The 11,899-nt window shown below is 59.1% G+C and carries 14 protein-coding genes; 4 read left to right on the forward strand and 10 right to left on the reverse strand.

What is annotated here, in order from left to right; genetic code table 11:
- Positions 1–17: 17 nt before the first annotated feature.
- The 10 genes from NUV55_RS07575 to NUV55_RS07620 all read right to left on the reverse strand — a co-directional run bounded on the left by NUV55_RS07575 (position 18) and on the right by NUV55_RS07620 (position 7,917).
- Entirely contained in the window at positions 18–287 is a 270-nt protein-coding gene (locus NUV55_RS07575) for an HPr family phosphocarrier protein (RefSeq protein ID WP_296671729.1), read from the reverse strand.
- Entirely contained in the window at positions 287–697 is a 411-nt protein-coding gene (locus NUV55_RS07580) for a hypothetical protein (RefSeq protein ID WP_296671731.1), read from the reverse strand. Before NUV55_RS07580 ends, NUV55_RS07575 begins: the two co-directional genes overlap by 1 nt.
- Positions 698–838: 141 nt before the next feature.
- The gene (gene rapZ / locus NUV55_RS07585) at positions 839–1,693 is read right to left on the reverse strand and encodes an RNase adapter RapZ (RefSeq protein WP_296671732.1); all 855 of its coding nucleotides are present in this window, start codon (positions 1,691–1,693) and stop codon (positions 839–841) included.
- Complete coding sequence (gene hprK / locus NUV55_RS07590) at positions 1,694–2,776, reverse strand: HPr(Ser) kinase/phosphatase (protein ID WP_296671734.1); 1,083 nt, start codon at positions 2,774–2,776, stop codon at positions 1,694–1,696.
- A gap of 137 nt (positions 2,777–2,913) precedes the next feature.
- The gene (locus NUV55_RS07595) at positions 2,914–4,413 is read right to left on the reverse strand and encodes an RNA polymerase factor sigma-54 (protein ID WP_296671735.1); all 1,500 of its coding nucleotides are present in this window, start codon (positions 4,411–4,413) and stop codon (positions 2,914–2,916) included.
- 161 nt (positions 4,414–4,574) lie between these two features.
- A complete protein-coding gene (lptB, locus tag NUV55_RS07600; RefSeq protein ID WP_296671737.1) occupies positions 4,575–5,378 on the reverse strand; it encodes an LPS export ABC transporter ATP-binding protein in 804 nt (267 codons plus the stop codon).
- Between the two features lie 7 nt (positions 5,379–5,385).
- On the reverse strand, positions 5,386–5,892 hold the full coding sequence (gene lptA, locus NUV55_RS07605; protein WP_296671738.1) for a lipopolysaccharide transport periplasmic protein LptA: 507 nt from the start codon (positions 5,890–5,892) through the stop codon (positions 5,386–5,388).
- A gap of 35 nt (positions 5,893–5,927) precedes the next feature.
- On the reverse strand, positions 5,928–6,362 hold the full coding sequence (gene lptC, locus NUV55_RS07610) for an LPS export ABC transporter periplasmic protein LptC (protein ID WP_296671740.1): 435 nt from the start codon (positions 6,360–6,362) through the stop codon (positions 5,928–5,930).
- Complete coding sequence (kdsC, locus tag NUV55_RS07615) at positions 6,359–6,940, reverse strand: 3-deoxy-manno-octulosonate-8-phosphatase KdsC (protein ID WP_296671741.1); 582 nt, start codon at positions 6,938–6,940, stop codon at positions 6,359–6,361. Before kdsC ends, lptC begins: the two co-directional genes overlap by 4 nt.
- 2 nt (positions 6,941–6,942) lie before the next feature.
- Positions 6,943–7,917 (reverse strand): KpsF/GutQ family sugar-phosphate isomerase, encoded by a 975-nt coding sequence (locus NUV55_RS07620; RefSeq protein ID WP_296671743.1) that lies wholly within the window; start codon positions 7,915–7,917, stop codon positions 6,943–6,945.
- Between the two features lie 69 nt (positions 7,918–7,986).
- Here NUV55_RS07620 and NUV55_RS07625 point away from each other — a divergent pair, with 69 nt between their 5' ends.
- The 4 genes from NUV55_RS07625 (at position 7,987) to NUV55_RS07640 (ending at position 11,865) form a co-directional block, all read left to right on the forward strand.
- Positions 7,987–9,963 (forward strand): monovalent cation:proton antiporter-2 (CPA2) family protein, encoded by a 1,977-nt coding sequence (locus NUV55_RS07625; protein WP_296671745.1) that lies wholly within the window; start codon positions 7,987–7,989, stop codon positions 9,961–9,963.
- Between the two features lie 16 nt (positions 9,964–9,979).
- On the forward strand, positions 9,980–10,744 hold the full coding sequence (locus tag NUV55_RS07630; RefSeq protein ID WP_296671746.1) for a class I SAM-dependent methyltransferase: 765 nt from the start codon (positions 9,980–9,982) through the stop codon (positions 10,742–10,744).
- Positions 10,745–10,769: 25 nt separating this feature from the next.
- Complete coding sequence (locus tag NUV55_RS07635; protein WP_296671748.1) at positions 10,770–11,351, forward strand: NAD(P)H-dependent oxidoreductase; 582 nt, start codon at positions 10,770–10,772, stop codon at positions 11,349–11,351.
- A 61-nt stretch (positions 11,352–11,412) separates the two neighbouring features.
- The gene (locus NUV55_RS07640; RefSeq protein WP_296671750.1) at positions 11,413–11,865 is read left to right on the forward strand and encodes a hypothetical protein; all 453 of its coding nucleotides are present in this window, start codon (positions 11,413–11,415) and stop codon (positions 11,863–11,865) included.
- Positions 11,866–11,899: the final 34 nt, after the last annotated feature.

The following is an 11,899-nucleotide window of genomic DNA, read 5'->3' on the forward strand; positions in this document are numbered from 1 at the left end:
ATAAATCACAACTTGCTTTACTCGCCCTCGCCGAAGCGGTTATTGATCAGTTCGGCCAGCGATTCCAGGGCATTCTTCTCGTCCTTGCCATCGGCGCATAGCTCGATTTCCGCGCCCTTGGCGGCCGCCAGCATCATGATGCCCATGATGCTTTTGCCGTTGACCTGCTGGCCATTGCGCTTGAGTGTAATTTCGGCGCTGAACTCCGAGGCCAGACTGACGAACTTGGCCGAGGCGCGCGCGTGCATGCCGAGCTTGTTGATGATGGTGATTTTCTGGCAACGCATTATTTCTTTCCTTCTAAATTGGCGGGATTGCCGGCGCAGATAATGCCGCCGCAACCGCCGCTCAGCGCCTTGTCGATCAGGTCGTCCATGGCACTATGCCGGTAATTGAGCACGCGCAGCAGCATGGGCAGGTTGACCCCCGTGATCAGCTCAATCGTCCCGCGCTTCAGCTGGCGGCAGGCGATATTCGTGTGGGTGGCGCCGTATACGTCGGCCAGGATCAGTACGCCTTCGCCTCGTTCCACTTTTTGGATGCTCTGGCGCAATGACGTCTCGATTAGCTCAGGTGGCGCCGAATGATCGAACTCGGTGGCCTCGAGCTGCGGCGGACGGCCGCCAAGCGTGTGCGCCACCGTGGCAATGAGGCCCGCGCCCAGGTTTTTTTCTGCAAGAATCAGCAATCCGATCATTTCAGGGGATCTCAAAAAATATGAGTTTTCACCGCAGAGCACGCAAAGATCGCAGAGATATTACAATTAATATTCATGATTTTTTCTCTGCGTCCTCTGCGCTCTCTGCGGTTGAAATTAATATATAAAACTTTTATTAAATTATTTTAATTCCCGGTGACGGACCTGCGTCTTCAGGCCCTTGTTGGCAAAGTATTCTGCCAGTCGATGCACCAGATAGACCGAGCGATGCTGGCCGCCGGTGCAACCCACGGCAATGGTCAGATACGTGCGGTCCTCGCGCTCGAAGTGTGGCAACCATTTTTCCAGGAAGCCGCGTATCTCGTCGAGCATCGATTGCACGTCCTGGTGCTGCTGGAGAAAACGCACGACCGGCTCGTCCAGCCCCGTGAACTGGCGCAGTTCTGTCTGCCAGTAGGGGTTGGGCAGACAGCGAACGTCGAACACGTAATCGGCATCGAGCGGGGTGCCGTGCTTGTAGCCGAAGGACTCGAACAGCATCGTCAGCCCGACGGTATCCTCGCCGCGCGCAAAGTTGCGCACTTGCGAGCGCAGATCGTGCGGCGTGGTGCGGGTGGTGTCAATGCGCATGGTGGCCTCGACCGACAGCGGTCCGAGCAGTGTCTTTTCTGCGTGGATGGCCTCCACCAACGGTGTTTGATGATCCGACATGGGATGCTTGCGCCGAGTTTCCTTGAAGCGCTTGACCAGGATGGAGTCCTCGGCCTCGAGAAAAATGATGCGGTAATGAACGCCGCGCGTGCGCAGGTCGTCCAGGCTCTTCGGCAGGTCGGCGAGAAAGGCGCGGTTGCGCACGTCCAGGCCGATGGCCACGTTCATGATGGCGTTGTTGCGCATGTCCGTCAGCAGGCCGGCGAAGTGCGGAAGCAGCGCCGCCGGGAGATTGTCGATGCAATAAAAGCCGATGTCTTCCAGAGCCTGGAGCGCGATGGTTTTTCCGGAACCCGACAGGCCGCTGACGATGAAGAAACTCATTCAGTCCACTTTGTTGCGCGCCTTGCGCAACTTGTCTCCGGCGGGCGCCGCCGGATGACTCGCGCCGTGGTTGTTCATGTGCTCGTGATGGCGCTTCATGAATTCCTCGAGTGGGTCGAAACCCCACATGTGCAGGATGTAGGCGCGGGTGGCAGCTTCCACCAGTACCGCCAGGTTGCGGCCGGGGCCGACGAACAGGGTGACCTCGGGAACTTCCACATCGAGAATGCGGCGGGTCTGCTGTTTCGACTGGAGGCGATCGATTTTGCTTAGTTTCATGCGCTGCATGGATTCCAGGCGCACGATCAAATGCAGTTTCTTTTTGTGGCGTACCGCGGTTTCGCCAAACATCAGGCGTATGTCCAGAATACCCAAGCCGCGCACTTCCAGGTAGTCGGATAGCAATGTCGGGCATTGCCCGACGATCACGTCGGGGCCGACCCGCACGAATTCCACGGCGTCGTCCGCGATCAAGCGGTGGTCGCGCGAGAGCAGTTCCAGCGCGAGTTCGCTCTTGCCGATTCCGGATTCGCCGGTGATCAGTACGCCCATGCCCATGACTTCCATGTATACGCCGTGCACCGTGACGCGCGGCGCCAGCGCCCGCGTAAGGTAATACTGAAGATGATCGATGACTACCGGGCTGGGGAGCGCGGACGAAAACAGAGCGAGCGAGGCTTCGTTGGCGGCCGTGATCAAATCGGAGGCAATCTTTTTGCCGCCCGCGACAATGACGATCGAGGTTTTTTCGCAGCTGAAGAGATTATGCTCCGCCGCTTCACGCTCCGCCTTGCCGAGTCTGTCGAGATAGGCGATTTCTGCCTCGCCGATGACCTGGATGCGGTTGGGGTGGACGAAATTGAGATGGCCGACCAGTGCCATGCCCGGGAACTTCGCCGTCGTGGGTTCGAGCAGGCGGCCCTTGCCGGTCTCGCCCGCCACCCACTTGAGCTTGAGCGGCCCCGACTCGGCCTCGAAAAGGTCGTGTGCCGTGACCGCTGGCGTGGTCTTGGGATCGGCGATCGGTCCGGATTTCAGCTCGGGCGATGCGCGGTTAATTCTCTTACGTGGTTTACGCCGCAAGCAGCGGTTGCCTCGTCGGGTTGGATTGAATTCCTGCGCGCCGTTTCCGGGTCGGGCAGGGAAGACGTCATTGTAACAGGTTTGCCGGCGGGGGAATGCGACCTAATGAGCCATGCGCCGGCATGGACCGGGGCGCATCAGACCAGCGACTTGCGTTGGCTGGAGGGCGGGATGTTCATGAACTCGCGGTATTTGGCGACGGTCCGGCGCGCGACATTGATGCCCTGCTCTTCCAGGATTTCGGCGATCTTGCTGTCACTGATGGGTTTGGTGGGTGTTTCGCACTCCACCAGCTTCTTGATGATCGAACGAATGGCGGTCGCCGAACAGGTGCCGCCGTCCGCGGTGGTCACGTGGCTGGAGAAGAAATACTTGAGTTCGAATATTCCACGCGGCGTCAGCATGTACTTGTTGGTGGTGACGCGCGAGATGGTGGACTCGTGCATGGTCACGCTCTCGGCGACATCGTGCAGCACCAGCGGTTTCATGGCCTCCGCGCCGTGGTCGAAGAAGGCGCGCTGTCGGTCAACAATCGTGCGCGCGACCTTGAGCAGGGTTTCATTGCGGGAAGTGAGACTTTTGATGAACCAGCGCGCCTGTTGAAGTTGATCTTGAAGGTAGCGGTTGTCGGCGCTCGAATCGCCGCGGTGAATCATTTTTTCGTACTGGCGATTAATGCGAAGTCGTGGTGACACATCCGAATTGAGGTCCGCGCGCCATACGCCACGGAATTTTCTCACGATGATGTCGGGAACCACGTAACCGGCCTGCGAGGATGTGACGGAATTGCCCGGTCTTGGGTTAAGTCTCTGAATAAGCTCTATCGCCTGCTGCAATTCTTCTGCGGTGAGCTTGAGATTGCGTCGCAGCTGGGTGTAATCCCGGGCCGCCAGCAGGGCAAGGTTCGCCGGTGTGGCGAGCTCTTTGGCGGTTTTCAGGTCGGGTGTTTCGGGAGCGAGCAGTTTCATCTGCAAGCGCAGGCACTCGGCGAGATCGCGCGAGCCCACGCCGATCGGATCGAAGTTCTGGATTTGGTGTAATACCGCCTCAATTTCGTCTATTTCGATGGCATGATTTTCCCCCAGCGCCTGCTGGATCTCCTCCAGATTGCAGCTCAGGTAGCCATCCTCGTTCACGGCATCGATCAGGGTCAGCGCAATCTGTTTGTCGGTGTCCGAGAATGGCGTCATCTGCATCTGCCATAGCAGATGGTCGCGCAACGTTTGCGGTGGGCTGTTGCGAGCGTCAATATCGGGAAAGTCATCGTCGGATGTGGAGCGGCTGGCCGTGGGAGCCGTCAAGGACTCGAAGGGTTCGTCCCACTCGGCGTCACGTTCCTCGCCGGGCGCGGTGTCGGTGTCGGCCGCCGGTAAAGCGTCGACTTCGTCGCTGGATATCTCGACACTGTCCTCGCCGTTGGCGTCGGCGGAATCGGAGGCGGAATGTTCCGTTTCGTTCTTGGCGTCCGGCGTCTCGTCTTCGCGTTCGTTTTCCTCGAGCAGGGGGTTGCTTTCGAGCGCTTCCTGGATTTCCTGTTGCAGTTCGATGGAAGAAAGCTGCAGCAGCCGGATGGCCTGCTGCAATTGGGGGGTGATCGTTAAATGTTGACCCAGTTTAAGGTCAAGTGACTGCTTCATATTGCCTAAAGTTCTTTGATAAGCCATCCGCCCTGCGGGCGGTTTCGTGTTGTCTACCCAGAGTTTAGTCCATTTTCCCGGCGGGGAGGCTGTGTCCGTGGTACAGGCACGGCCTCAAACAGCGGCTATACTTATTCTAACTCGAAGAACAGGCTCCCCTCTCAGAGACGAAAGTCTTCGCCCAGATAAACTTTTTTAACGGCATCATTATACAAGATATCTTCCGGCGTGCCGGCCGTCAGCAGCCGACCGTCGTTCAGAATGTACGCACGGTCACAAATCTTCAGGGTTTCGCGCACGTTGTGATCGGTGATCAGCACGCCGATTCCGCGCATCTGCAGATGCCTGATCAGTTGCTGAATCTCCAGGACGGAAATCGGATCCACGCCGGCAAAAGGCTCATCGAGCAGCACGAAGCGCGGTGCGGTCGCCATCGCGCGCGCTATTTCCACGCGCCGGCGCTCGCCGCCGGACAGGCTGATCCCGAGCGTGTCGCGCCGTGCCGTGATGTTGAGATCATGCATCAGTTCCTCGAGGATACGCTTGCGTTCCGAATCCGGCAGCTCGGCGCGCGTTTCAAGAATAGCCATGATGTTTTCGTGCACCGTCAGGTTGCGGAACACGGATGGCTCCTGCGGCAAATAGCCCAGCCCCAGGCGCGCGCGTTTGTGCATCGGCAGATCGCCGATGAATGTGTTATCCAGACGAATTACCCCGCTGTCCATCGGAACCAGTCCCACAATCATGTAAAAGCAGGTGGTTTTGCCGGCACCGTTCGGGCCGAGCAGGCCGACGATCTCGCCGCTGCGGATTTCCAGGGAAACGTCCTTGACGACCTGACGGCCGCGGTATTCCTTGGTGAGCCCTTCGGCCACGAGCACGCTCGCAGGCCGTGCCGGCGGGACGGGGGCCTCAGGCGTGCGCCTGTTGTGGGGGTGATTCGTCTGGCGGACTTTATCGTTCATGTGCACTTCAGGGACCGGTCGCGGGTTCGGCGCCCGGTTTGTTGCGCTGGATCACGGCATGAACACGGCCATCGCCCGTGTCACCACCCGCGGCGCTCAGGTTTTTCGAGTTGAGATCGTAATGCAGCGTTTCGGCGGTGAAGAGGTCATCGCCACGTCGCAGTGTCACGTGACCGACCAGGTCAATTTTCCTGACAGGGACATGGTAATCCACGCGATTGGCCTCGGCCTGTATTTCTCCGCTGTCACCTTCGGCGCGCTGACGCAGCTTCACGGGTTTTCCGGTGGCGTGAACGAGTTCGGTTTTGCCTTTGCGTGTCTTGATTTCAACGCGGTCCGCGCGGATGGACAACCGTCCCTGTTCAACCTGTACGTTGCCGCTGTAAATCATCGCGCCGGTCCTGTCATCCGCCTCCACGGAGCGGGCGTTGATTCGAACCGGTTCATCTTCATCGCGGCTGGCGGAATGCGCCACAGATGTCACCAGCAGTGTTGCCAGAAGAGGACCAGCCAACAGCGAAGAAACCGCTCTGTACAATGTGATGTGCATCATCTGTCGAGCAGGATTTTCATCCTGTCCACCCGGATTTCCCCGCCGGCGCCACGCGGGTCGCGCCCGCGCGCCGAAACCGCGTTGCCGTCCAAAAGTATTTCATTTCTGGATTTCGGCATCCATCCCTTGTCGGCGCGGGTGTGAACCGGTACGGAACCCTCGCGATACTGAATAAGGTAGGGCTGTTCCAGGTTGGAGCTGCCATCGTCACCGTAATGAATCAGGTTCACGGCGGAAAGGGTATAGCGGCGTTGCCCGCGCTCGCCCATGACCGTGACGCTGAAGTTCTCTATGGTGTAATCGGGATCGTGGCGCAGCTTGCCGTCGAACACCTTGTCCGGGACCGTTACCGTGCGGGTCAGCCACCACGAACCGGTCGCCAGCAGAAGCAGCGTGGCGGCAATGGCGATTCGTTTGGAGTCAAGAATCATCCGGCAGTCGGTTCTTTACCAATAGCAAGGTAGCGCTGCATTTCCGTGTGATACACGCCGTGGGCGTGCAGGATCATCTCGCAGGCCTCGCGCGCCGCGCCGTAACCGCCAATGCTGGGTGTGATCCAGTGGGCATGCTGTTTGGCCAGCGGATGAGCGTTATGCACCGCCACGGCCAGCCCCACCTGCAGCATGATGGGCAGATCCACGACGTCATCGCCGACAAACGCGGTCTGCTCCGGTTTGAGTTTCAGCTTCTTTATCAGCTTCTGATACACCGGTAGTTTTTCCTTGCAACCCTGGTAGACGTGTTTGATCTGGAGGTCCTTGACGCGGTGTTTCACCACGTCCGAGGTGCGGCCGGTGATAATGCCTACGCTGATCCCGTGGCGCTGCAGCATTTTGATACCGTGCCCGTCACGTGAATTGAACGCCTTGAACTCCAGTCCGTCGTCGCCGATCACGAGTCGGCCATCGGTAAGCACGCCGTCAACGTCAAACAGCAGCAGTTTTACCTTGGCTGCCAGGCTCATTACTTTGGGATTTACTTCGAAAACAGGTGCAAGTATCTGGTTCATGGTCAAATGATTCCAGCGCGAAACAGGTCGTGCATGTTGAGGGCGCCCAGGACATGGTTCTTGTCGTCCACCACGAACAGGCCGTTGATTTTAGAGGATTGCATCAGTTGTACTATTTCCACCGCCAGGCGGTCAGCGCGCGTGGTTTTTGGATTGCGCGTCATGACATCCGCGATTTTGGCATTATAAACATCGATACTGCGGGCCAGCACGCGACGTAGATCGCCGTCGGTAAGGATTCCCGTCAGCGCACCCTGGCGGTCCACCACGCCGGTCATGCCCAAGCCCTTGCCGGTCATTTCCAGCAGCGCTTCGCGCAGGCTTGCCTCTTCGTTGACTTGCGGGATGGCGGTACCCGTGTGCATGACGTCGCTCACGTACAGCAGCAGACGCCGGCCGAGACTCCCGGCCGGATGGGCGCGCGCGAAGTCCTCGCGCGTGAAGCCGCGTGACTTGAGCAGCGTGACTGCCAAGGCATCGCCGATGGCAAGCGCGGCCGTGGTGCTCGCGGTCGGCGCCAGGTTATGCGGGCACGCTTCTTTTTCAACCCCGGCATAGAGAATCGCATCGGCCTGTCTGGCGAGACTGGAGTTGGTATTGCCGAGCAGGGCGATGAGTTTCACGCCCATGCGCTTGATGATTGGCAGGATGGTGAGGATTTCCGCGGTCTCGCCGGAATTGGAAATGGCGAGCACGATATCGACGGGCATAATCATGCCGAGGTCGCCGTGCGAGGCCTCTCCCGGGTGCACAAAGAACGAAGGCGTGCCGGTACTGGCCAGCGTCGCCGCGATTTTACCGCCGACGTGCCCCGACTTGCCCATGCCGGTGACGATCACGCGCCCCTGACAAGCGAGGACCAGCCGGCAGGCTTCTGCGAACTTTTCATCCACGCGCGTCGCCAGCGTTTGCAACGCTTCGGCTTCGAGCTGGATTACTTCGCGTCCCAGCTGCTCGAATGAAGAGGATGCACTCATGCGTTTCGCGATTTATTCCGGCTTCAGGTAATCTTCAGGGCAGTATATCGAAACAACCGTGAATATCCCATGGAGCCCATTGGTTTTCACAGTATCCTGATCCTGCTCGGCGTGGCGGTGGTGCTGGTCGCGCTTTTCCGTTATATGCGTCTGCCGCAGATTCTGGCGTACCTCTGCGCCGGCATTGTCGTGGGCCCCTACGGCATGGGCTGGATTCCCGATCTGGAGGGCACGCGCACTCTCGCCGAGTTCGGTCTCGTGTTCCTCATGTTCACCGTCGGACTGGAATTTTCACTGCCCAGGCTCGTCGCCATGAAGGCCATGGTGTTCGGCCTCGGTGGCGCACAGGTTCTGATCAGCTCCCTGGTGTTTGGATTTGTTGCCTGGCTGTTTGGTGTTTCGCCCGGAGGCGCCATCGTCATCGGCGGCATGCTGGCGATGTCATCGACGGCGATTGTCATGAAGTTGCTCACCGAGCAGCTCGAGCAGAACTCGCGTCACGGCCACCATGCCATCAGCATGCTGCTGTTCCAGGACCTGATCGTGGTGCCGTTCCTCATTTTTATTCCGGCGCTGGGCGGCAATATGGATCAATCAGTATGGGTGTCGCTCGGCTGGGCGTTGCTGAAAAGTGTACTCGTACTGGTCGGGATATTTATCGCCGGCCGCTGGTTGTTGCGGCCGTTTTTCCATGAAGTCGCCTCCGCGAAGTTGCGCGAGTATTTCATGTTGGCCGTCCTGTTGTTGACACTGACCGCGGCGTGGATCACCGAGATGGCCGGTCTGTCACTGGCGCTCGGGGCTTTTCTGGCCGGCATGATGATGGGCGAGACGGAATACCGGCATCAGGTCGAAGGCGATATTCTGCCGTTTCGCGACATCCTTCTCGGACTTTTTTTCATCACCATCGGCATGATGCTGAACCTCGGCGCCATGCGCGAGCTGTGGCCCGGGGTGCTGCTGTGCGTCGTCGTGATCGTAGTCTTCAAGACGCTGCTTATCCTCGGGCTTGGCAAGCTGTTTGCCATGGAAACCGGCGTGGCGCTGCGCACCGGGCTCGTCATGTCGCAGGTGGGCGAGTTCGCCTTCGCACTGCTGCTCTCGGCCAGCCAGTTCGATCTCTTCAGCGAAGCGGTGTCGCAGATCGTTTTGGCCTCGGTGATCCTCAGCATGATGGCGGCGCCGCTGATCGTGCGCTACAACGGCTATCTCGCCAAGCGCTGGGTGCCGGGTTACACCCACGCACGCGAGGGCAATCTGGACGCGATCCGCGCCGAGGCGGTCGTCGCGAACAAGCACGTGATCATCTGCGGCTACGGCCGCAGCGGTCAGAACCTGGCGTGGATGCTGGAGCAGGAGGGCATCCCGAACCTCGCGCTCGATCTCGACCCGGTGCGCGTGCGCGATGCGCGTGACGCCGGCAAGTCGGTGGTGTACGGCGACGTGGCGCGCCGCGACGTGCTCGAGGCCGCCGGGCTGCACCGCGCCACGGCGCTGGCGATCAGCTTCTACAATACGCCCGCGGCGCTGAAGATTCTCGAGGTCACGCGCCACGTGCGCCCGGACATGCCGGTGATCGTGCGCACTATGGACGATGTCGATCTCGAGCGGCTTAAAGCCGCGGGCGCGACCGAGGTGGTGCCCGAGAGCCTGGAAGGTAGCCTCATGATGGGTTCGCACCTGCTGCTGCTCATGGGCGTGCCGGTGTCGCGCATCGTGCGGCACGTGCGCGACGTGCGCACCGACCGCTACCGCATGTTGCGCGGATTCTTCCACGGGGAAGATGTGGACGAAGGCCGGGATCCGAGCGCCTACCAGGAGCGGTTGCATTCCATCTCGCTCCCGGCCGGGGCCTACGCTGTGGGCAGGCTGATCTCCGAACTGCATCTGGAGGAGGCCGGGGTCAACGTGAATGCGGTGCGCCGCGGCGGCATCCGTGGTCCCGAGCCCTCGCCCGAAACCAAGCTTGCCGCCGGTGATGTGCTGGTGCTGTACGGTGCGCCCGATGCGCTGGAACAGGCGGAAAAGATATTATTGGAGGGATAATACGGTTTCTCCCACCATGACTATATATATGGAATTCAAAGACCATTTTTCGCAGCACGCCAGTGATTACGCCCGGCATCGCCCGGACTATCCGGCCGCGCTTTATGAATTTCTTGCCGAGAAGGTGAAACAGCGCGAAGTGGCCTGGGACTGCGGCACCGGCAGCGGGCAGGCGGCGTTGGGACTGGCGGAGCATTTTGATCGCGTGATCGCCACCGATCCGAGCGCGGAACAGATCCGGAACGCCGCGCGCCATGAAAAAATCAGTTACGCGGTGGTTCCGGCGGAACAGACCGAGATTCCTTCGCATACCGTGGGCCTGATCACGGTGGCGCAGGCAGTGCACTGGTTCGACATGGAACGGTTCTATCGGGAAGCGCGGCGCGTATTGAGGCCCGACGGCATGCTGGCCGTGTGGTGTTATGGTTTGAGCCGGATCAATCCCGAGATCGACAAGGTCGTGCAACATTATTATACGAATATCGTCGGACCTTACTGGCCGCGCGAGCGCCATTACATCGACGAAAAATACGAAACCCTTTCATTCCCGTTCGCCGAGCTGCCGGTGCCCGAGTTCAACATGAAAGCAGAATGGGATATGCACGAATTCATGGGTTATCTTCACACTTGGTCGGCTACGCAACAATTCCAGGAGGAAAACGAGCAAGACCCGCTGAACATCGTCCACCGGCTATTGGCGAAAGCCTGGGGCGATCCGGAGACGCGACATGCCATACGCTGGCCGCTTTATCTCCGTCTCGGTAAAGTGAGCGCTTTGTAGCAGTCAGGAAGGGGCGGGAAAGGTCATGCCGAAAAAGATTCTGGTGATCCTCGGTCAGCCGCAGCGGCACAGCTACGGGGGCGCGCTGATGCAGGCATATTCCGAAGGCGCGCGCGCCGCGGGAGCGGAAGTGAAAGAATTGTATCTCGGCGATCTCAAGTTCGATCCACTGGCGACCACCAGCCTCGCGCATCTGGCCGAGCTTGAGCCCGATCTGGCGAACGCGCAGGCAGCGATCAAGTGGGCCGATCATCTTGTGTTCGTTTATCCGATCTGGTGGGGCACCATCCCGGCACTGCTGAAGGGATTCATCGAGCGGGTTTTTCTTCCGGGCTTTGCCGTGAACTTCCGCGAGAATTCCCCGCTGTGGGACAAGCTGCTCACTGGCCGCAGCGCGCGCCTGATCGTCACACTCAACACGCCATCGTGGATTTACCGTTGGTATTTCGGTCGCCCCGGGCATAACACCATGAAGAAGACCATCCTTCAGTTCTGCGGCATCAAGCCGGTGCGCATCACGGAAGTGGGGCCGATGAAAAACTCCAGCGAGGCAAAGCGCAAGCAATGGCTGGAGCAGGTCCGCGCGCTGGGTGCCCGTCTGGCCTGACTGTTCGCAGCATGGTAGGTTGGGGTGAATGAAATGAACCCCAACGAATTGAGGAAAGAGCGTGCCTGAACAAACCTACCAGCGTGTTGATTTGGCGAAGGAACAGCTAGAAGTGGCGCTCGAAATGTTCCTTAAGCGCGGTAGCTTTGTGTCGGCGCTAACCCTAGCCGGTGCGGCCGAAGAGATTCTTGGAGAAACTCTGATCCAACGTGGCGAGAAGACAACATTGCAGCATGAATGTTCGCTCATAAAACCTGTTGAAGATCTGTTTCGGAAGAAACCATATAGTTGGAGCGAATTCACTGAAAAGAAGAATAGAGTTCGAAATGCTGCTAAACATATAAAAAACGCATCGGAGGCAACGGTTACTGCTGATATCGAAGATGAAGCCCTTTGGATGATCGTGCGAGCTTGTGATAACCACGCGCGGCTTGGGCTAGAACCAACACCACTCATGCAGGAGTTTGAAGAGTGGTTCTATAAGAACGTGGTGGGGCTGGAATATGAGGTATAACTTTGCGTTCGAGACGGACACGATGAGACGGCGC

The organism is Sulfuricaulis sp. (genome assembly GCF_024653915.1).
Lineage (GTDB): Bacteria > Pseudomonadota > Gammaproteobacteria > Acidiferrobacterales > Sulfurifustaceae > Sulfuricaulis.

Coding starts and splice junctions, on each gene's coding strand:
- kdsC (WP_296671741.1), bottom strand. CDS start 6,940: ATGAACCAGATACTTGCACCTGTTTTCGAAGTAAATCCCAAAGTAATG.
- NUV55_RS07625 (WP_296671745.1), top strand. CDS start 7,987: ATGGAGCCCATTGGTTTTCACAGTATCCTGATCCTGCTCGGCGTGGCG.
- lptC (WP_296671740.1), bottom strand. CDS start 6,362: ATGATTCTTGACTCCAAACGAATCGCCATTGCCGCCACGCTGCTTCTG.
- NUV55_RS07635 (WP_296671748.1), top strand. CDS start 10,770: ATGCCGAAAAAGATTCTGGTGATCCTCGGTCAGCCGCAGCGGCACAGC.
- NUV55_RS07620 (WP_296671743.1), bottom strand. CDS start 7,917: ATGAGTGCATCCTCTTCATTCGAGCAGCTGGGACGCGAAGTAATCCAG.
- NUV55_RS07630 (WP_296671746.1), top strand. CDS start 9,980: ATGACTATATATATGGAATTCAAAGACCATTTTTCGCAGCACGCCAGT.
- NUV55_RS07575 (WP_296671729.1), bottom strand. CDS start 287: ATGCGTTGCCAGAAAATCACCATCATCAACAAGCTCGGCATGCACGCG.
- NUV55_RS07580 (WP_296671731.1), bottom strand. CDS start 697: ATGATCGGATTGCTGATTCTTGCAGAAAAAAACCTGGGCGCGGGCCTC.
- rapZ (WP_296671732.1), bottom strand. CDS start 1,693: ATGAGTTTCTTCATCGTCAGCGGCCTGTCGGGTTCCGGAAAAACCATC.
- NUV55_RS07595 (WP_296671735.1), bottom strand. CDS start 4,413: ATGAAGCAGTCACTTGACCTTAAACTGGGTCAACATTTAACGATCACC.
- lptB (WP_296671737.1), bottom strand. CDS start 5,378: ATGAACGATAAAGTCCGCCAGACGAATCACCCCCACAACAGGCGCACG.